The sequence below is a fragment of the Pectobacterium actinidiae genome (assembly GCF_000803315.1).
In the GTDB taxonomy this organism is placed as follows: domain Bacteria; phylum Pseudomonadota; class Gammaproteobacteria; order Enterobacterales; family Enterobacteriaceae; genus Pectobacterium; species Pectobacterium actinidiae.
On record NZ_JRMH01000001.1, the window covers coordinates 140614 to 159376 of the forward strand.

An 18763-nucleotide genomic window follows, 5' to 3' on the forward strand; every position below is an offset into this window, starting at 1 on the left:
ATTTATTGTTTTTTGATTTCTCATGTTTAGCTAAATTGCTAAACCGGTTTTTCATGAGGAAAATAAAAGCCAGCAGAAGGGTTAGCAAGAAATTTCACTCGCCCGATTCTGTAACTGTGATCCTGACTACAAAACCGGGCGATAACCGTATTAAGCGGAGGGCTTTAGTGCTGGTTTACGGGAGGGCGTGCAACTGCTGTGCATAGGGGAGTGCGGTCATCGCGCCTTTTGCCGTGGTGGCCAGCGCACCGCACCGCTGTGCCTGCGCGATAATTGGGTCCCAACTAAGCGGCTGTGACAGGTCGTCATACTGTGCCAGACCGTGCAGCAAGCCAGCGACGAAAGCATCGCCTGCACCGGTAGTATCGACGGGCGTCACCAACGGCGCGGCAAAGTGTCGTAGCTGGTGGCGGTCGTGCAGCCAGACGCCTTCGCTACCCAGTGTTACCAGCAAGAGTTGGGTGGGATAGCGCTGCATAAACTGCTGAATCCCCGCTTCAACATCCGGTGTTGAACAGAGAAAAGCCAGTTCTTCACGCGATAGCTTCACTACGTCGGCCAGCATCAGCGCTTGTGTCAGACAGTCGCGCAGTTCCTCCTCGCTTTGCCAGAGGTCGTCACGGATATTCGGGTCGAAGCTGACCCGTCCCTGCGCAGCTTTCACCTTTCGCATCGCGTCAAATGCGGTACTGCGCGAGGGCTCTTGCGAGAGTGCGATCGAGCAGAGGTGCAGCCATTCTCTCTGGTTGAACACCGGCAGGTCTTCCGGTTGTAAAAATAGATCGGCACTCGGGCGCACCATGAACGTGAAGGTGCGTTCCCCTGTTTCATCGAGGCTCACGACCACCGTTGAGGTTCGGTGGAGCCTGTCGTGTGCCATGTAGTGGGTATCGACGATTTCCTGTTCCAGCACCGTTTTTAGAAAATGGCCAAAAACATCGTCGCCGACGCGCCCCACAAAGGCGCTGTTTCCTCCCAGTCTGGCAATGCCAACCGCAACATTGGCTGGCGCGCCGCCAGGGCATTTCAGATAGCGTTCCGTATCTTCCGGAATGAGATCGACAACCGCGTCGCCCATGACCCAAATTCTGTTTGCCATAACGTTACTCTTATGAATGATAATTAGACTGTTTGCTAAAATAGAAGAATCGGTTTAGCTAAGCAATACTCTTCACCACAGAGATGCATCCACATCAATAAAACGCACATTCCCACATCGTGTTGGCGAAAATTTATGCGATAGTCATCGCGTTGCCACGCTCATAGGACTAAATAAAAGGGCTTACCATCCGATAGTTATGGGGCGTGGCGAAATTAAGCCTGCAATCCAGCCGCAAAAAAGGACGAATGGAGAAGGATATGCATTACCCCACCTCTTTCCGGGTTTATCCCGGTGCGTAATTACAACCTGCTTTGGGGAATATGGGCGATATGGGCTTTATTGGTTCTCGTCTGGCTTATTGATATTTATAGCGAATTTCCCCTTCGATATTACGGTCAGGGAGTGGCTGTCGTACTCGCCACAAGTGCCACGATCGCATTTTTCTATACTGTTAAAAGGAATAACACGATGTTTTCATTCGATAAAAACAAAAAAGACGCAAAAGAACCGCAAGAGAGCAGTGAAATAAACAGCTCTCCCGCTATCAGCCCATCGAGCGAGTTGATTAATTCAGTGAACCCTGTGCGCGTGAAAAAAGACACCTTCATTTCTCAGGGGGCACGTATGACTGGCTCTCTGGCTGTGGATGGCAACATTACCGTGGAAGGCCGGATGGAAGGTGATGTGCAGTGTGATAACACGATTAAGGTGGAACACACCGGTCAGGTCAACGGCGAAATGAAATCGCAGCAGATCGTCATCAACGGTCGTGTTGAAGGGCGCATCGCAGCCAGCGCCGTAGCCATTCTGGCGCAGGGAAAAGTATTCGGCGATATTTTCGCCGATGAGCTCTCTATCGAAAAAGGCGGCGTCTTCACCGGCCAATCCCACCCGCTGACCCCGCCAACGCAGAGTCAGGAAAAACTGACCTACGTGGAAAAGAAAAAAGAGAAACCCGGTAAAGTCCCCGCAGAGCAAGAGAACGTCGTCGCGTTGACGAGCAATTTGCCGACGGCGTGATGTTCTCCCTTACATCTCTGGATGTAAGCTTAGTGTTCCCCGCGTCAGCGGGGGCAAATCCCGCTTTTGGCTGGCGCGATGGGGGATTGCGTGTCAGTATTAAAGCACGCTATTTTTTGCAGTCACCGTAATGGTGGCGTGCTATGCCAATGATTTTTGTCTTCCATACGTTACCGTAAGGAGGTGATATGAAAGTTGAAGCCGCAGAGTCGTCCGTCTTTGCCAGCCAGCAGGTGATGGCGAAGCGTTCGACAGAGCATGCAGAGAAAGTGGCACTGTCCGAACAGCTTCAGTCTTATCAGGCGGGCAGCGGTGCCGTTCCTGCTGCCCAGACGACGCGGTATGATTTTACCCGCATCAGCCCTGCCGAACTGTATGAAACGGTCGAAGGCCTGGTCAGCAGTGGTCGGTTGGGGCGTGAGGATGGTTCCGCGCTGCTGGGTTTTGTGTCATCGCCGAGAGCTGAAGGGGGAAGTATTCCGCCTTCCAATGCGTTCCAGCCGATTAATGTTTTCGACACCATTCAGCAAGGTGTCGCTGGCGCATCATCCCGTAGCGAAGTGCAAAATACCGAAAGCTTGCAGCGTGCCGCCGAGGCGCTGAACCGCTTTCAGGGGCAGGTCTCCAGCATTAGCGTTTACGTCTAGCGCATGTTGGCACGCATAATTGGATGACGTCCCCTTCTCTATCCCCGTGTTTACGGGGATAGTCGTTTTATACCGCGCTCATCGCTCTAGGCTTCGTTCAGCGTGGGGTTCGAGCTTTGATCTCCGTCAGCAGTGCGATCAACGCCTGTACGTTGTCGTCCTGCGTGCGCCAGGATGACATGCTGATGCGCAGTGCCGGACGTCCTTGCCAGACGGTGCCGCCAAACCATGCTTTGCCCGAAGCCTGCAACGCCTCTCGTATTGCTGTCGTTTGGCTGTCGGTTTCCCCGCGTAGCAGAACCTGATTCAGCACAACCCGATTCAGTACCTCAAAACCCGCATGACGCAGGCCGTCGGCGATGAATGTTGCCTGTCGGCAGTGTCGTTCGACCATCTCCGCTACGCCATCACGCCCCAGAGTACGCAGTGCTGCCCACACCGGAATGCCGCGTGGGCGACGGGAAAATTCGAGCGTCAGATTCTTCTGCGCATCGCGTGCTGCACTGGAATAAACCGCATCTGCGTTCATCGCTTCGGCCAGTACGTCCGCATCGCGGCAAATCGCCATTGCACAGTCGTAGGGGGTGTTCAGCCATTTATGCGCGTCCGTTGTCCAACTGTCGGCCAGTTCGATGCCATCGGTGAGTGCAGAGTGGGATGACGCTCTGGCCCAGAGTCCGAATGCGCCATCAACGTGAACCCAGGTGCCCGCCGCTTTCGCGATGGGAATGATCTGCACAAAGTCATCGAACTCGCCCGTGTTTACCTCGCCCGCCTGTAAACAAAGAATCGTGCGATCGTCCAGCGGAGGAAGCTGCGCCACATCAATCTGTCCAAACGCATTAACGGGCGCGAGGCGTAAATGGCGCAGACCAAAGCCGAGTACGCGTAGCGCTTTCTTGACGGTGATGTGCGTCAGTTCCGAAATCACGACCTTAATTTCAGGCGCGCCGCTCAGCCCCTCGTTGTCAAAATCCCAGCCCTGTTTTGCCAGCAGGGCACGACGCGCGGCGACCAGACAGGAAAGCGTACAGGCGGTGGCGCTGGTGCCGAAACCCACGGCGCTTTCTTTGGGTAAGTTCAGCGCATCCAGAACCCAGCGGCTGGCGAGGCGTTCCAGCGTGGCGGATACCGGCGAATTATCAAAGGTGGACGCGCACTGATCCCAGGCGATCATCAATCGTTCGGAGGCGGCGGCAACTGGTAACGAGGCACCGATAACAAAGCCGAAATAGTTCGGGCCATTGGAAGCGGTCGTGGCCGGTGAACCGACTTCATCCAGCAGCGCCAGTGTGCTTTCGGGCGAGAAGCCCTGTTGCGGCAGCATTTCATCAAAACGCGCCAGCGCCGCGAGGGCATCTGCATCGGGGAAAACCCGACGCTGTGCAGTCTCAGCCAGATAACGTCGGCCGCGCTCGTCGGCATCAGCCAGTAAAGTCAGTTCGCTCATGTTTTTCCCTTATCAATATGGTTGTTCTTATCAAGAAGCGTTGTTCCGCTATCACGATGGCGTGGAGGCGGTCGGTGACGGAGCCGAAACGTGCAGTGTCATTTTCCAGAAAAGCAGCGCCAGCAGGCTGACGGCTGCACCAAGGAGGCACACGCCTGACCAGCCAGCAGCGTCATACGCCGCGGTGGTTGCCATCGCACCCAGCCCGCTGCCGATGCTATAAAACAGCATATAACAGCCAACCAGACGGCTGTGCGCATCAGGGGGTGTCTTGAAAATCATGCTTTGGTTGGCGACGTGAATGGCCTGTCCGCCCAGATCGAGCGCGATGATGCCGACCATCAGTGCGAAGAGAGAATAGGGCGCTAGCCACAGCGGTAGCCACGATGTCAGCAACAATAACAGGGCGATGCCGCTGACCCATTGTTCTCGCCCTTTATCGGCTAGCGAACCCGCTTTCACGGCCGCCAATGCGCCGAGAATACCGACCAGACCAAACGCACCGATGACCGTATGAGAAAAGAAATACGGTTCACGACTCAGCGGCAGAACCAGTGCGCTCCAGAAAATGCTCAGGGCAGCAAACATCAGTAAAGCGATGACGCCACGTATTTGCAACACCCGTTCTTTACGCAACAGGGTCAGCATAGAAATCAGCAACGCGGAATAGCGCGGGCGTTGCCGGGTAGGTGGCTGATGCGGGAGCGCACGCCATAAAAGCACGGCAAGCAGGAGCATCAGCAGCGCGGAGAGAAAGTACACGCTGCGCCAGCCTGCTAGATCGGCGATGAAGCCGGATAGCACGCGCGCGAGCAACAGCCCAATCACCACGCCGCCCTGTGCCGCACCCACCACGCGCCCGCGCTCCTGCGGTGCGGCAGCCGTCGCGGCATAAGCAATCAGCCCCTGCGTCATTGCCGTGCCGAGCATGCCCACGGCCAGCATACCGCTCAATAAAGACAAGGGTGTGGTGGATAGCCCAACGGCGATCAACGCCACGATGAGCGCACCCAACTGGGTCAGCATCAAATAGCGCCGATTGAGGATATCGCCCAGCGGTACCAGCAGAATTAATGCCAGCGCACAGCCAAGCTGCGTTGCGGTCATCACACCGCCAACGGCAGCGATACTGATGTGAAAATCTACCGATAATGCATCCAGCAGCGGCTGTGCGTAATAGACATTGGCGACGCTGAGGGCGCTGGCACAGGCAAACAGCAAAACTAAAGCGCGCGGTAATGACGTCTGCGTAGGTGGCATCGTGTTGCAAAGCGTGCTGTAAAGATCGCCTTCGGTGGCAGATGACGTGGTATGAATAGGGTTTGTTTTCATCGTATTGGCTTTCACTACTTAGTTTGGTTTCAAAATAAAACCAGTTGAAGCATAAATATTCTGGTTTTATTCTGCAACCAAAAAACACACGGTCAGTTTTCAGCCTGTGGGTAAGGCAGGCAGGATGAACAGGAAAAAGGGGAGGAGGTATTCATGGTGAAGCGCAAAAGTCTGAAAGAGGATGCGTGTCCCGTCGCCCGCGCGCTGGATGTGGTTGGCGATCGCTGGGCATTGCTAATTATCCGCGATGCCTTCGACAATCGCCGCCGTTTCGGCGATTTTCAACGCAGTTTAGGTGTTGCTAAAAATATTCTTACCGATCGTCTGCGTACTCTGGTCGACGAAGGCATTTTGTCCGTTCAGCCCGTTTCCGAAACCTCGGCCTATCAGGAATATATCCTGACGCCAAAAGGCGAACAGCTATTCCCGCTCGTCGTGGCGCTACGCCAGTGGGGGGAGCAGCAGCTGTTTGCGGAGGGGGAATCTCACTCCCTGCTATTGGATAAACACACCGGGCAGCCTCTGCAAACCATGTTGCCGCGTTCTGCGCAAGGGCAACGGTTGGTCGGGCAGGATACGTTCGTTCAGAAAGTGGATTAAGGTAGCGAAATGCAGAAAGAACCGAGAGAAACAAGCAGCGATCTTCAGGCAATCTCCCGCTATTTGAAGAAGTTGCACGTCCTGACGCTATGCGTGGGTGAAAATTCGGAATTATGGTGTGCGAGTTGCTTCTATACTTATGACGATCAACAAATAGCCTTCTATCTAATGACCGAGTTGCAGACGCGCCACGGTGAAATCATGGCAAGGCTGTCGCAGGTGGCGGGTACGGTTAGCGGCCAGCCGAAGAGTGTGATGCTGATTAAGGGCGTGCAGTTTCGGGCGCAGGCGGTGCAGTTGGAAGGGGATGACGCGCAGCTGGCTAGAGCACGGTACAACGCGCGTTTCCCTATTGCCCGGGCATCGCAAGCGCCGATCTGGCGGCTCGATCTGACAGAAGTCAAAATGACGGACAATACGCTGGGTTTTGGTAAGAAACGCCACTGGCAGCGCGACGAGCAGGCTTGTCAGCGCTAACGTTCTTCAAAGATAACCGTCGTCATAGATAAGAACATAAACGTAAAAAGATGGGATAGTAAAAGACGTAGAGCAAGGGGGAAAACTGATGAGCCGAGTACTGTTATTAGGTGCAACGGGGTTAGTGGGGCACGAATTGTTGCAGCTGTTGAAAGCCAATAATCGTGTGGAGACGATCTATGCGCCGACCCGTAAGCCGCTGGCACCGTCGGAAAAAGTGGTCAATCCACACGCTCCCGATTTGTCTGCCGCGCTGGCTCAATTGACCGATCCTGTCGACATCGCATTTTGCTGTCTGGGATCGACGCTTAAGACAGCAGGCAGTAAGCAGGCATTCCGCTATGTGGATTACACGCTGGTGGTGGAAGGATCAAAAGTGGCGCTGGCGCTGGGCGCGACCCACCTGTTGGTCGTCAGTTCTCTGAGTGCGAGTGCGACGTCGCCTTTCTTCTATTCGCGAGTGAAGGGAGAAGCGGAAAAATCACTGCGTCAGCAAGGCTGGCAGCATCTGACATTGGCACAGCCGTCGATGCTGCTGGGGGAAAGAGAGGACAGCCGTCCGCTAGAAAGTCTGGCTGCCCCGCTGTTCCGCCTGTTCCCGGCAAAATGGCGGGCGATTGAGGGGAGAACGGTCGCGCAGGCCTTACTGAATCAGGCGTTCTCACCCGAACCCAAAGCACGGGTTACCGTGCTGGAATCCGATCAATTACGTTCACTGGGTAAGCAACAGGCGCTTCAGTAGCCTCCTGTCGATCAACGCAGGTGATGGACAACCTGATTGCTGCTGCCGCGCCAGATCAGTGCGGGATCTTTCAGATCTTGCACAAATTTTCCATCGACTAATACGTTGATGAGATCGACCACCCGCTGTTGCTCCGGTGTGAGTTCCGCCAGTACGTAACCCGTCCAGACCCAGATATCTTTGCCTGGGCATTCTGCGCGTATCCGCTCGACCAGCCGCAGGATGTCAGGCACATTCTGAGGGTGAAGCGGATCGCCGCCAGACAGCGAAATTCCCTGCCGCGGGATCGCGGTATCCTGGAGATCGGCGATGATCCTATCTTCCTGTTCCTGCGTAAACGGCTGGCCGGAGTTGAGTCGCCAGGTGCTTTTGTTGTAGCACCCCACACACTCATGCACGCAGCCAGCGACAAACAGCGTGCAGCGGGTGCCGGGGCCGTTGACGACATCAACGGGATAATACTGGTGGTAATTCATACGGTAGAGCCCATGTTATGAAGCGGGCGCGTGCTGACGGTGCCGCGAAAGTGGGCCGCATTGCGGCGGCCCGGAAGGGATCACCCCAGTTGACCGTTGCCTAAATGCTTGATTCGACGCTTCACTTCTTCCTGCTTACCCGCGTTGAACGGGCGTGCATCCGGGCTACCGAGGTAGCCGCACACGCGGCGCGTGACGGAAACGCGGGCCGAATCGTGGTTGCCGCATTTTGGGCAGGTGAAGCCTTTGCTGGTGCACTCGAATTCACCGGTAAAGCCACACTCATAGCATTCGTCGATCGGCGTGTTGGTGCCGTAGTAAGGCACGCGGCTGTAGCTGTAATCCCATACGTCTTCCAGCGCTTTGAGGTTGTGTTGCAGGTTCGGGTATTCGCCGTAGCAAATGAACCCACCGTTAGCCAGCGGCGGATAGGGCAGCTCAAAGTCGATTTTCTGGTAAGGGTTCACCTTCTTCTCCACATCAAGATGGAAACTGTTGGTGTAATACCCTTTGTCCGTCACGCCCTGCACGACGCCAAACTCAGCGGTATCCAAACGGCAGAAGCGGTCGCACAGGTTTTCACTCGGCGTGCTGTACAGGCTGAAGCCATATCCCGTTTCGTCTTTCCACTGTTCGGTGGCGGCTTTCAGGCGAGTGATAACGGCCACGGCTTTGGCACGCAGCGCGTCGTCATCAAAGACATGCGTTTGGTTACCGAAGAGCGCGTTAATCGTTTCATGCAGGCCGATATAGCCCAGCGAAATTGAGGCGCGTCCATTCTTGAAGATGTCCGCAATGCTGTCGTCCGCTTTTAAGCGCACGCCGCAAGCCCCTTCCATATACAGGATTGGCGCAACGCGAGCTTTCACGCTTTCCAGACGTGCAATACGTGTCATCAGCGCTTTTTTCGCCAGAACCAGACGTTGGTCGAGCAGCGTCCAGAAGCGATCTTCATTGCCTTCGGCCTCCAGCGCGATGCGTGGCAGGTTCAGGCTGATTACACCTAAGTTATTGCGACCATCGTGAATCTGCTGGCCGTTCTCTTCATAAACGCCGAGGAAGCTGCGGCAGCCCATAGGCGTTTTAAACGAACCGGTGACGTTCACGACCTGATCGTAGTTCAGAATATCCGGGTACATGCGCTTGCTGGCGCACTCCAGCGCGAGCTGTTTGATATCGTAATTCGGATCGCCTGCTTTGTGGTTCAGACCGTCGCGGATAGCGAAAACCAGTTTTGGGAATACCGCCGTTTTGTGGTTTTTACCCAGCCCGGCAATGCGGTTGCGCAGGATGGACTCCTGAATCAGACGCGATTCCCAAGTGGTGCCGAGCCCGAAGCCAAAGGTCACGAACGGCGTCTGGCCGTTAGCGGTGTGGAGCGTGTTGACTTCGTATTCCAGTGACTGGAACGCGTCGTAGCACTCTTTTTCCGTGCGAGTTAAGGCATAGTTGTCCGCATCGGGGATCTGCCATTCTTCCGCAATGGCTTTATGTTTCGCATGGCTGGCGGTGACGAACGGTGCCAGAATTTCATCGATACGGTTAATCGTAGTGCCGCCATAAATGTGGCTGGCGACCTGCGCGATAATCTGCGCGGTGACGGCAGTCGCGGTTGAGATAGACTTCGGTGGCTCAATCTCCGCGTTACCCATTTTGAAACCGTTGGTCAGCATGCCGTTCAGGTCGATCAGCATGCAGTTAAACATCGGGAAAAAGGGTGAGTAGTCGAGATCGTGATAGTGAATCTCACCGCGTTCGTGTGCCAGTACCACATCACGCGGCAGGATGTACTGTTTGGCGTAATGCTTGGCGACAATACCCGCCAGAAGATCGCGCTGGGTGGGGATCACTTTACTGTCTTTGTTGGCGTTCTCGTTCAGCAGCGCCATGTTGCTCTGCTCGACCAGACCGCGAATTTCCTGATTCAGGCGACCGTGGCGTTCACGCGCAATATCGCGGTCATGACGGTATTCGATGTAGGTACGCGCCAGTTGTTTGTAATTGCCGGACATCAGCAGGTTTTCGACTGCGTCCTGAATATCGCGGATATCCACGCGCGATTTATTCTGCATTTGTTGAGCGACCGCACAGGCCACAGTTGCACAGTAGTCTGCATCATGGACACCGGCTGCATGTGCCGCGCGTTCGACCGCCTCTTTGATGCGCACTTCATCAAAAGGCACCTGGCAACCGTCCCGTTTAATCACTACTGGTTTCACGTTTTCTTCCTCTGGAAAGGTTATCCACAGGCGAAAACCGTAACTGGCAAGGGTTACAGGAGGCTGTGGATGACACTGTGGATAAACACTATATGTAGTTCATGTTTACAGGATAGGCACTATATATTGAAATTGCGTAGGGGTGTTTGCGCTTTTATCGCTGTAAAATTGATGTAGAGCAAAGAAATTCTTACCTAGTAGATAAATCGAGCTTGACCAAAATTTAACCATTTTTTGTGTAAGGTCTATGAAAGCTTGCGGTACGCGGTCTGGTGAAATAATCGGGGCGTTTTTACTGTCAGCTAACGTGAAAAGACAGAAAAATCCGAAATGGCAGCGTCATGCCGATCGTCTGACATCGAGATGCACAGGGAAACACAGTGGGCTTACGTGACTGACATTAGAAATAGCAGAGGCTGTTTTTTGGCATTCGGTAGCCCGTTGTGGTTGCGGCTACCGAATGCCAACGAGGGGCGGATTACTGTTGAATGTCAGGGAAAGGGGGAAGTTGACGGAAGGTATTCAGCAGCCCTTCAGACCATGCTTTACGGATAGTGGAAAAATAGGCGTTGTCTTCAGTAACACGCTGCTGTTCGCTGCTGTCAAAACTGTCGCTACGGTAAATCATGACATCCAATGGCAGTCCGACAGACAGGTTACTGCGCAGCGTCGAATCAATGGAAATCAGCGCACAGCACATGGCTTGCTCCAGCGGCGTATCCATCGTTAATACACGATCGATAATCGGTTTACCGTATTTGCTTTCGCCGATTTGGAAGTAGGGGGTATCCGGCGTGGCCTCGATGAAGTTGCCTTCTGGGTAAATATGAAATAGTCGATGGGTATCGCCGCCGATCTGCCCGCCCAGCAGCATATTACAGCCAAAATTGGTGTTGCTGCTGTTCTGTTGCGCACTGCTATCGCGGTGAATGACTTCCCGCACCGTTTCCCCAAGTAGCATCGCAGCATCATACATCGATCCCATCTGCATCAGGTTCGGTGTGTGTTGCGTATTGATTCGGGCGCTGAGCAGGCTGATGATGCTTTGCGTGGTTGCCAGATTTCCTGCACATTGGATAACGAATATCCGTTCTGCATCGTGCTGAAAGACATGCAATTTTTTGAACGTTGCAATGTGATCAACGCCTGCATTGGTGCGGGAGTCAGAAGCAAAAACCAGGCCGTCAGACAGACACATGGCGACACAGTACGTCATAAAGTACCTTTTTGTTAACAAGTCTATTGTTGCTGCTGTACCTGCTGTTGCCGCGCAAACAAACGTACTTCAGCCTCTGAAAACATCTCTTCGCATCCACCTCCCAGTCGCGTACCGCGTACCGGGCAGGCATCCATATAATCCATCCCCACGGCCAGCCACAGATGCTGGTGGAGCTGGCGGGTACTGTTGGTAATGTCGAATCCTTGCCACTTTCCGTTCAGCCAGACTTCCGCCCAGGCATGCATCGCAACATGCTTGGTGTCCTGACTGTATACGTAGCCACTGACATAGCGTGCCGGAATACTCAGGCTGCGGCAACAGGCCAGAAAGACATGAGTATGGTCCTGACAAACGCCTTTCTGCATGGCAAACACGGCAGCGGCGCTATCCTGAACCTGTGTTGCGCCGGGAGTATACGGCATTTTCAATTGCAATTCCGCCATCAGCGTATTCAGGCTCTCTTCCGGCGCGTCTTGCCGATAATAACGCTGCGCAAACGCCCGAATATTGCTATCAGCTTCGGTGAGCGGCGTCATGCGTAAAAAAACCAGCGGCGACAGATCGCCCTGTACGCTTGAATCTTCTCCTTCTTCGCTGTCGATAATATCGACGATGCCTTCTGCATGAATCGTAATGTCATGGTGCGGGTGGTCGAGCGTTAGCACATGCAGCACATTACCATACGCATCGGTGGTTTGAACGGCGGGAACAGGCAGGGTCAGTTTCCATTCACGTATTCTTTGGTGCGCGGAATCTTGCGGCGTCAGGCGCAGATACTGGGTGCTGAATTTCACTTCTTCATCATAGCGGTAGTGCGTAAGGTGGTTGACGGTCAGTTTCATAACGCCTCCAGATAAGTGTGACGGATGCTGTCAGCCAGTTCGTTAATCTTGCCGATAAAGTGGTTGAGATAGCTGGGGAGATCCTGCGCCAGAATGTCATCCAACGTGCTGAAACGCAGCTCAACGTGCAGCAGGTGGGCAAGCCGATGAGGCACTCTGGCTCGCTGGCTACCGATGGCCTCCAGTTGCTGCACCAGATCGCTGACGCAGGCGTGCAGAGAACGCGGTATGTCCTCACGCAAGACGAGCAGTTCCGTCACGGTTTCCGGGCTGATCGGCTGGCGATAGATACTGTGGTAAGCCTCGCGTGCGCTCACTGCTCGCAGCAGGGTATCCAGACGATAATACTCACGCACCGGATCGGGGTCGTTATGGAGCTGCTGATGTTTAATATTCAGTAACTGTGCGGTCGCATAGGCGCGCTCAATCAGCGTACCAAGACGGATAAAACACTGGGCATCATTGCGCAGCAGCGTGCCGAACATCGCGCCGCGAAACAGGTGAGAACGCTCTTTTACCCAGTCAAAAAACGCATCAATACCGATGGTATCCACGCCCTGGTGCCGCAGATTGCGAATGTCGATGCGGGTAGTATTGATGCATTCCCACACCTCGGAAGAGAGGCTGCCACGCACGGCGTGTGCGTTATTCCACGCCATTTCGATGCAGTTGTAGATACTGCTCGGGTTCTGGTTGTCCAGCGCGAAGAAATTCAGCAGGTTGTTCATGGAAAACTGGGCGTAGCGCTGCTGAAATAATTCATGCGTCATCGTCAGATTTAGCGGCAACGCCAGATCGTGTTGTTGCTGGCTGTGGCTCGGCATCATCGAGAGTTTGTAGGTCACATCCAACACACGGGCAAGGCTTTCCGCCCGTTCCAGATAGCGAGCCATCCAATACAGTTCACTTGCGGTACGGCTTAGCATGATTCGTCCCCCTCCATGACCCATGTATCTTTGGTGCCGCCGCCTTGCGAGGAGTTGACGACCAGAGAGCCTTCGGTGAGGGCAACACGCGTCAGGCCGCCCGGAATCAGGCGGATTTCCTCGCCGGATAGCGCAAAAGGGCGAAGATCGATATGACGAGGCGCTAAGCCATCATCGATAAATGTCGGGCAGGTGGAGAGCGCCAGCGTTTCCTGACCAATATAGTTGTGCGGGTTTGCCAGTAAGCGCTGGCGGAACATCTCAATTTCCTGACGTGTCGCGCGCGGGCCGACCAGCATGCCATAGCCGCCTGCGCCGTGGACTTCTTTCACCACCATGCTGTCCAGATGATCGAGCACATAGCGGAGAGCTTTTGGGTCGCGGCACTGCCAAGTGGGAATATTACTGAGAATCGGTTCTTCAGACAGATAGAAACGGATCATGTCCGGCACGTAGGGATAGATGGATTTATCGTCGGCAACGCCAGTCCCGACGGCATTCGCTAACACGACGCCACCTGCGCGATAGACGGACAGCAAACCGGGTACGCCAAGCATTGAGTCGGCACGAAACGCCAGCGGATCGAGGAAGGCATCATCGACACGGCGATAAATTACATCCACCTGACAAGGCCCTTCTGTCGTGCGCATATAGACGGCACCGGCTTTGACGAACAAATCGGCACTTTCTACCAGCTCGACGCCCATTTGCTGTGCCAGAAAGCTGTGTTCGAAGTAGGCACTGTTGAAACGGCCCGGCGTCATCACGACCACGGTAGGATCGTCAACCTGCGTACTTTCACGCAACGTTTGTAGCAGATAGCTAGGGTAGCGTTCGACGGGCGCGATGTGCTGGCTGGCAAACAGATCCGGGTAGAGACGCATCATCATTTTGCGGTTTTCCAGCATGTAAGAAACGCCGGATGGGGTGCGCAAATTGTCTTCCAGCACGTAATAATTACCGTCGCTGTTGCGCACCATATCAATCCCCGTGATATGGGCGTAAATGTTGTTATGCAGGTTTACTCCCTGCATACAGGGCTGATATTGCTCGTTCGCCAGCACCTGTTCACGGGGAATAATGCCCGCGTTGAGAATGTGCTGCTGGTGATAAATATCGTAAAGAAATGCGTTCAGCGCCTGTACCCGCTGACGAATGCCGCGATCGAGCAACTGCCATTCGTGAGCGGGAATAATACGCGGTACGCTATCGAACGGAATAAGGCGCTCGGTGCCGCCTTCCTCACCATAAACGTTGAAAGTAATACCGACGCGGTGAAAGAGCAGCTCTGCCTGCTCTTTCTTTTGTCGGATGGCATGCTGGTCGGTTTGCTGTAGCCACTGCCAATAAGAATTGTAGTGTTTACGTTGTTTGCCTTCGGACGAGAGCATCTCGTCGTAATAAGGCGCAGTCGGAAGCTTCATTTTTATCATTGTCATCCCCAGCATTACGCTTAATAGCGATAATAGGACAATGCATAAAATGCGCCATTTTGAAAAAGCACGTTGTTGTCAGAAAATCGTCAACGCTTTGCCCTGTATTGGTGCGCAGAGAGAAGTGGTTGCACTGAAATGAGGGGAAAAAACGGCGAGAAATCAACAAGACGCAGCCATGATGGTGCGTCTTGTTAGGGGGCGTTCAATCATGAAACTTAGCGACGAACGGCGATCGCTTCAATTTCGATTTTTACGTCTTTTGGCAGGCGAGCGACTTCAACGCAAGAGCGAGCCGGGAACGGTGCGCTATGTTCGTTGAAGAAGGCCTCATATGCGGTGTTCACAAGCGCGAAATCGTGCAGGTCTTTCACGAACACGGTCATTTTCACGATATCGGAAACTTTCAGGCCAGCGGCTTCCACAATCGCCTGAACGTTTTCCAGTGACTGGCGTGTCTGAGCGGTGATGTTATCTGCCACCAGGCCGCTTTTCGGATTCACAGGGATCTGGCCGGATGTGAAGATCATGCTGCCAAGGTCGACGCCCTGAACATAAGGGCCGATGGCGGCTGGGGCGTGCTCAGTGCTAATAATGCGTGACATGGTATCTCCTTGATGGGGGCGTAAAAGAAACGCGGACGCCGCCATTATTCAAAAAAGCCCCGCGACAGGCAATGTCCATTACGGGGCAACGCAGAAAACTAGCAATCTTGCAGCACAGCCTGACGCTCAAACTCTTTTTCGCAGTACTTACACTTCAGGTGAACGTCGCCGTCGCGCTGCTTCACGCTGAATGATGACGAAACCGGCTCGCTGCGGCTGATGCAGTTGCTGTTCGGGCAGGTGAGCACGCCGGTAATGTAGTCTGGCAGCGTTGGCACCAGCTTGCGTACCACGTCATACTCATCAATCTGATTGACGGTAGCCTGCGGTGCGTAGATCGCCAACTGATTCGCCTGTTGTTCAGTCAGGAAAACGTTCTCGATCTTGATCAGATCTTTGCGCCCAAGGTGGTTGGACGGCAAGTTCAGGCCGATGGTGATGCGCTGGTCTGTTGCGGTCAGTTTAAACAGCGTTAGCAGCTTAAAACCCACCTGTGCGGGAATGTGGTCGATCACCGTGCCACGTTTGATCGCTTCAACCTGTAATTTATTATCGTGTGTCATGATGGCTTCTTCCTCTTACAGAACCAGTTCGCGATTCAGGACCAGCGCCAGCAGCGCCTGACGGGCGTAAATGCCGTTACCTGCCTGCTGGAAATAATAGGCGTAAGGCGTGGCATCCACATCAATGGTGATCTCATCGACGCGTGGCAGCGGGTGCAGCACTTTCAAATTCGGGCGGGCGCTGTGCAGGTCGGCAGCACGCAGGACAAACTGGGATTTGATGTTGATGTATTCAGACGGATCCAAACGCTCCTTCTGAACGCGGGTCATGTACAGGATATCCAGCTCGCCGACGACGTCGTCGATGCTGTTGTGCAAGCTATAAGCAATATTCTTCTCTTTCAGCATGCTCAGAATGTAGTCCGGCATCGCCAGCGCGTCCGGGGCGATGAAGTAGAAGCGATTGCCTTCAAACTTCGCCAGCGCCTGCGTGAGTGAATGCACGGTGCGGCCATATTTCAAATCACCGACCATCGCGATATTGATGTTATTCAGCCGACCCTGCGTTTCCTGAATGGTGAACAAATCGAGCAGCGTCTGCGTCGGGTGCTGGTTCGCGCCGTCGCCGGCGTTCAGAACCGGAATACCACCGGAGAATTCGGTTGCGAGTCGGGAAGCGCCTTCCTGCGGGTGACGCATCACGATGGCATCAACGTATTGGCTGATGACGGAAATGGTGTCGGCGAGCGTTTCGCCCTTTTTCCCCAGCGACGTGTTGTTGCTGTCAGCGAAACCGACGACAGAGGCGCCGAGGCGATGCATGGCGGTTTCAAAGGATAAACGCGTCCGGGTGGAGGCCTCGAAGAAGCAGCTGGCAATCACTTTATGTTTCAACAACTCAGGCTGAGGATTGGCTTTCAGGCTGGCGGCTACACGCAGCGTCAGTTCCAAATCTTCCCGGCTGAGGTCGTTAATCGAAATAATATGTTTTTGATAGAGCGGATTGACCATGTTGTCTTTCTCCTCACGAGTAAACAGGAAATGTCGTATCTGGCTGCCCGAGCTGTCGGCAAACAATGCCTGATTTGCTTTTGATACCGCAACGTGCTGACCGGTAAGGGTCGCCGTTGTGGGCGATAGGGCACAAAAAAAAGCCCCTCATTGAGGGGCTTTCTTAATGGAATGATTGAGCAACGGAAAGGAAAACGCTGGCTGGCTGCCGGATGGCAGTTGTGGTTGAGAACCAACATAAGCAGCGGATTTTTTGGTGTAACGGTGCATGACCCCTCCCGGCAAACTGTCGGGAATTATACGCGCCAACTAGGCTATTTCAAGCAGAAAACGTGGTTTTTTACGCATCGCAATCGGTTGCGGCTTGCGTGCTGTATGCATAACGTTCGTCGGTGAAGTAAGGTCGATTGAGGAGAGTGGTGGGCAGTTCACTTTTTCGTATTAACACGCTGGCGGGCGTCACATTTGGAGAGTATAAGGATTGTAAAACAGAGTTTCATTTTCATATTAATGAGGTTTTTTATGATTACTGGCAACGTCCACCACCTTGAACTGGTTCCTTATCTGCCTGCCAAACTGCGCGAAGCGATTGAGTACGTGAAGCAAAACATTACGGCAGACACGCCGCTGGGCAAGCATGATATCGAGGGTAACAGCGTGTTTGTGCTGATCTCCAACGACAGCACCGATCTGCTGGAAAAACGCCGTGCCGAGTATCACGCTAAGTATCTGGACATTCAGATTGTGCTGTCCGGTGTGGAAGGGATGACGTTCAGTAACCTGCCTGCGGGCAAGCCGGATACCGATTGGCTGGCGGATAAAGACATTGCTTTCCTGCCTGCGGGCGAACAGGAAAAACAGTTTGTGATGCAGGAAGGGGACTTTGTCGTCTTCTTTCCTGGGGAAGTGCACAAACCGCTGTGCGCCGTCGGCGAACCGGCGCACGTGCGCAAAGCCGTGGTGAAAATCGACGCGTCGCTGGTGTAAGATTTCAGTGAACAATGGCAGGAAAATTGATTCATTCGGCAATTCCTCATTGCTCTATATCCTAAATAATTCGAGTTTCAGGACAAAACGTTAACGTTTTGAACAACGCGAAGCGTGAGCCCTTTAGGGTGGAGCTCAGAGATGAGCATCGTAACGCGGCGAATGAGGGAATCCCGATGAGCTTACTCAAGTAAGTGACTCGGGTGACCGAATGAAGCGAACGTACATGCAACTTGAAGTATGACGGGTACCTGATGGTAAACTGCCAGCCAGTTACTTAGCTGACTGGCATTATTCAAAAAATGATTTTCTTGCTAGAAAACCTCATGGCCTTTCGAGTCTAGGCATGTTATTACTTTAAATTATGTAAAATTTTCCCTGGTGTTGACCTGTCACGAACTTTTTATTCTATTTTGGTTTTTATAAACAGGTACATATTAGGTACGACATGTTTTATGTAGGGTAAATTTAATGTAGGGATGCACTGATGAAACAAATTACATTACCTGAAAATTTAATCACAATGTTCGAAAACGATTCCCTCGTTGGCTGGGCAATAAAAGACACAAACTCCAGTTTTATTTATGTTAATAATACCTTTAAAACTTGGCAAACTATATCAACTCGTTATAATTATGAAGGTTTGAATATTAGGGATATCCCTGTTCCTGTCGCTGAATTTTCAGACATTTTTAACCAGCAGGAACGAGAGATAGAACGTACCGGTAAGGCTGTGAGAGCCATTACCACGCATATTCAAGGTACGGAAAAAATAATGCAGCCTGCCTACAATGTTCAGGAGCCAATCTATGATGAGCACCACAATTGTATAGGCACAGTTATCAGCGTCAGACATGTTAGGATCATCACGCCGACCTCGTTGCTAAATGGAACAATAATGCAACACTCCACTTTCGAGCCCCCTTCTAAAATATTTACTGAGAAGGAATGGGAGGTTATTTACCTGCTGGTTTGTGGGATGATGCTCAAAGATATTGGCAGCATCCTCTCAATCACCGTCGATGCCGTTAATAGCAGACTCCGAAGCTGCTACAGAAAAACAGGCTTAAATTCACTATCAGGCCTAAAAGAATACTGTAGAGCTAACAAATTTGATAACTACATCCCACTGTTCTTCCTGAAAAAAGGACATATCATTATCAAAGGCTAAC

The 18763-nt window shown here is 53.1% G+C and carries 19 protein-coding genes; 7 read left to right on the top strand and 12 right to left on the bottom strand.

Going from position 1 to position 18763, the window contains the following annotated elements:
* Window positions 1-175 precede the first annotated feature (175 nt).
* The gene (locus tag KKH3_RS00640) at window positions 176-1099 is read right to left on the bottom strand and encodes a fructokinase (RefSeq protein ID WP_039354767.1); all 924 of its coding nucleotides are present in this window, start codon (window positions 1097-1099) and stop codon (window positions 176-178) included.
* A 471-nt stretch (window positions 1100-1570) separates the two neighbouring features.
* On the opposite strand from KKH3_RS00640, the gene KKH3_RS00645 reads away from it, so the two are divergent.
* Window positions 1571-2122 carry a bactofilin family protein gene (locus tag KKH3_RS00645; protein WP_039354770.1) on the top strand — a complete coding sequence of 184 codons (552 nt, stop codon included), beginning with the start codon at window positions 1571-1573 and terminating at the stop codon, window positions 2120-2122.
* A 188-nt stretch (window positions 2123-2310) separates the two neighbouring features.
* A complete protein-coding gene (locus tag KKH3_RS00650; RefSeq protein WP_039354773.1) occupies window positions 2311-2769 on the top strand; it encodes a hypothetical protein in 459 nt (152 codons plus the stop codon).
* A gap of 97 nt (window positions 2770-2866) precedes the next feature.
* Here the strand turns inward: KKH3_RS00650 and KKH3_RS00655 are convergent, their stop codons facing one another.
* Together KKH3_RS00655 and KKH3_RS00660 are read right to left on the bottom strand one after the other, a co-directional pair.
* Window positions 2867-4219, bottom strand: a complete 1353-nt coding sequence (locus tag KKH3_RS00655; RefSeq protein ID WP_039354776.1) for a pyridoxal phosphate-dependent decarboxylase family protein — start codon at window positions 4217-4219, stop codon at window positions 2867-2869.
* 51 nt (window positions 4220-4270) lie between these two features.
* Window positions 4271-5551, bottom strand: a complete 1281-nt coding sequence (locus KKH3_RS00660) for an MFS transporter (protein ID WP_039354778.1) — start codon at window positions 5549-5551, stop codon at window positions 4271-4273.
* A gap of 153 nt (window positions 5552-5704) precedes the next feature.
* Between KKH3_RS00660 and KKH3_RS00665 the strand changes: the two genes are divergently transcribed.
* The 3 genes from KKH3_RS00665 to KKH3_RS00675 all read left to right on the top strand — a co-directional run bounded on the left by KKH3_RS00665 (window position 5705) and on the right by KKH3_RS00675 (window position 7370).
* Window positions 5705-6151, top strand: coding sequence for a winged helix-turn-helix transcriptional regulator (locus KKH3_RS00665; protein WP_039354779.1), 447 nt, complete (start codon window positions 5705-5707; stop codon window positions 6149-6151).
* Window positions 6152-6160: 9 nt separating this feature from the next.
* Window positions 6161-6628: a YhbP family protein gene (locus tag KKH3_RS00670; RefSeq protein ID WP_039354783.1), complete on the top strand. Its 468-nt coding sequence runs from the start codon at window positions 6161-6163 to the stop codon at window positions 6626-6628.
* An 88-nt stretch (window positions 6629-6716) separates the two neighbouring features.
* A complete protein-coding gene (locus tag KKH3_RS00675) occupies window positions 6717-7370 on the top strand; it encodes a Rossmann-fold NAD(P)-binding domain-containing protein (protein WP_039354786.1) in 654 nt (217 codons plus the stop codon).
* An 11-nt stretch (window positions 7371-7381) separates the two neighbouring features.
* Here KKH3_RS00675 and nrdG read toward each other — a convergent pair whose 3' ends face one another.
* From nrdG to pyrB, 9 genes are all read right to left on the bottom strand, one after another.
* Window positions 7382-7846 (bottom strand): anaerobic ribonucleoside-triphosphate reductase-activating protein, encoded by a 465-nt coding sequence (gene nrdG, locus KKH3_RS00680; RefSeq protein WP_039354789.1) that lies wholly within the window; start codon window positions 7844-7846, stop codon window positions 7382-7384.
* 80 nt (window positions 7847-7926) lie between these two features.
* On the bottom strand, window positions 7927-10065 hold the full coding sequence (gene nrdD / locus KKH3_RS00685; protein ID WP_039354793.1) for an anaerobic ribonucleoside-triphosphate reductase: 2139 nt from the start codon (window positions 10063-10065) through the stop codon (window positions 7927-7929).
* 478 nt (window positions 10066-10543) lie between these two features.
* Window positions 10544-11281 (bottom strand): proteasome-type protease, encoded by a 738-nt coding sequence (locus tag KKH3_RS00690; RefSeq protein ID WP_039354796.1) that lies wholly within the window; start codon window positions 11279-11281, stop codon window positions 10544-10546.
* Between the two features lie 23 nt (window positions 11282-11304).
* Entirely contained in the window at window positions 11305-12126 is an 822-nt protein-coding gene (locus tag KKH3_RS00695) for a transglutaminase family protein (protein WP_039354799.1), read from the bottom strand.
* Window positions 12123-13052, bottom strand: coding sequence for an alpha-E domain-containing protein (locus KKH3_RS00700; RefSeq protein ID WP_039354801.1), 930 nt, complete (start codon window positions 13050-13052; stop codon window positions 12123-12125). The genes KKH3_RS00695 and KKH3_RS00700 overlap by 4 nt, the downstream gene beginning before the upstream one ends.
* Window positions 13046-14485, bottom strand: coding sequence for a circularly permuted type 2 ATP-grasp protein (locus KKH3_RS00705; RefSeq protein ID WP_039354805.1), 1440 nt, complete (start codon window positions 14483-14485; stop codon window positions 13046-13048). Before KKH3_RS00705 ends, KKH3_RS00700 begins: the two co-directional genes overlap by 7 nt.
* A 218-nt stretch (window positions 14486-14703) precedes the next feature.
* Window positions 14704-15090, bottom strand: coding sequence for a 2-iminobutanoate/2-iminopropanoate deaminase (gene ridA / locus KKH3_RS00710; protein ID WP_039354809.1), 387 nt, complete (start codon window positions 15088-15090; stop codon window positions 14704-14706).
* 98 nt (window positions 15091-15188) lie between these two features.
* Window positions 15189-15653, bottom strand: a complete 465-nt coding sequence (gene pyrI, locus KKH3_RS00715; protein ID WP_039354813.1) for an aspartate carbamoyltransferase regulatory subunit — start codon at window positions 15651-15653, stop codon at window positions 15189-15191.
* Between the two features lie 15 nt (window positions 15654-15668).
* Complete coding sequence (gene pyrB, locus KKH3_RS00720; protein WP_039354816.1) at window positions 15669-16604, bottom strand: aspartate carbamoyltransferase; 936 nt, start codon at window positions 16602-16604, stop codon at window positions 15669-15671.
* Between the two features lie 522 nt (window positions 16605-17126).
* On the opposite strand from pyrB, the gene KKH3_RS00725 reads away from it, so the two are divergent.
* Both KKH3_RS00725 and KKH3_RS00730 read left to right on the top strand, forming a co-directional pair.
* Window positions 17127-17591 (top strand): NanQ anomerase/TabA/YiaL family protein, encoded by a 465-nt coding sequence (locus KKH3_RS00725; protein ID WP_039279253.1) that lies wholly within the window; start codon window positions 17127-17129, stop codon window positions 17589-17591.
* 487 nt (window positions 17592-18078) lie between these two features.
* Window positions 18079-18762 carry a helix-turn-helix transcriptional regulator gene (locus KKH3_RS00730; protein ID WP_039354819.1) on the top strand — a complete coding sequence of 228 codons (684 nt, stop codon included), beginning with the start codon at window positions 18079-18081 and terminating at the stop codon, window positions 18760-18762.
* The last annotated feature ends 1 nt before the right edge of the window (window position 18763 follow it).

Bases quoted from the DNA above. Each gene is read 5' to 3' on its own strand.
- KKH3_RS00690 (WP_039354796.1), bottom strand. From the start codon at position 11,281: ATGACGTACTGTGTCGCCATGTGTCTGTCTGACGGCCTGGTTTTTGCT.
- pyrB (WP_039354816.1), bottom strand. From the start codon at position 16,604: ATGGTCAATCCGCTCTATCAAAAACATATTATTTCGATTAACGACCTC.
- KKH3_RS00700 (WP_039354801.1), bottom strand. From the start codon at position 13,052: ATGCTAAGCCGTACCGCAAGTGAACTGTATTGGATGGCTCGCTATCTG.
- KKH3_RS00705 (WP_039354805.1), bottom strand. From the start codon at position 14,485: ATGATAAAAATGAAGCTTCCGACTGCGCCTTATTACGACGAGATGCTC.
- nrdG (WP_039354789.1), bottom strand. From the start codon at position 7,846: ATGAATTACCACCAGTATTATCCCGTTGATGTCGTCAACGGCCCCGGC.
- KKH3_RS00730 (WP_039354819.1), top strand. From the start codon at position 18,079: ATGAAACAAATTACATTACCTGAAAATTTAATCACAATGTTCGAAAAC.
- KKH3_RS00660 (WP_039354778.1), bottom strand. From the start codon at position 5,551: ATGAAAACAAACCCTATTCATACCACGTCATCTGCCACCGAAGGCGAT.
- ridA (WP_039354809.1), bottom strand. From the start codon at position 15,090: ATGTCACGCATTATTAGCACTGAGCACGCCCCAGCCGCCATCGGCCCT.
- KKH3_RS00665 (WP_039354779.1), top strand. From the start codon at position 5,705: ATGGTGAAGCGCAAAAGTCTGAAAGAGGATGCGTGTCCCGTCGCCCGC.
- KKH3_RS00725 (WP_039279253.1), top strand. From the start codon at position 17,127: ATGATTACTGGCAACGTCCACCACCTTGAACTGGTTCCTTATCTGCCT.
- KKH3_RS00645 (WP_039354770.1), top strand. From the start codon at position 1,571: ATGTTTTCATTCGATAAAAACAAAAAAGACGCAAAAGAACCGCAAGAG.
- KKH3_RS00675 (WP_039354786.1), top strand. From the start codon at position 6,717: ATGAGCCGAGTACTGTTATTAGGTGCAACGGGGTTAGTGGGGCACGAA.
- KKH3_RS00650 (WP_039354773.1), top strand. From the start codon at position 2,311: ATGAAAGTTGAAGCCGCAGAGTCGTCCGTCTTTGCCAGCCAGCAGGTG.
- KKH3_RS00670 (WP_039354783.1), top strand. From the start codon at position 6,161: ATGCAGAAAGAACCGAGAGAAACAAGCAGCGATCTTCAGGCAATCTCC.
- KKH3_RS00640 (WP_039354767.1), bottom strand. From the start codon at position 1,099: ATGGCAAACAGAATTTGGGTCATGGGCGACGCGGTTGTCGATCTCATT.
- KKH3_RS00695 (WP_039354799.1), bottom strand. From the start codon at position 12,126: ATGAAACTGACCGTCAACCACCTTACGCACTACCGCTATGATGAAGAA.
- KKH3_RS00655 (WP_039354776.1), bottom strand. From the start codon at position 4,219: ATGAGCGAACTGACTTTACTGGCTGATGCCGACGAGCGCGGCCGACGT.
- pyrI (WP_039354813.1), bottom strand. From the start codon at position 15,653: ATGACACACGATAATAAATTACAGGTTGAAGCGATCAAACGTGGCACG.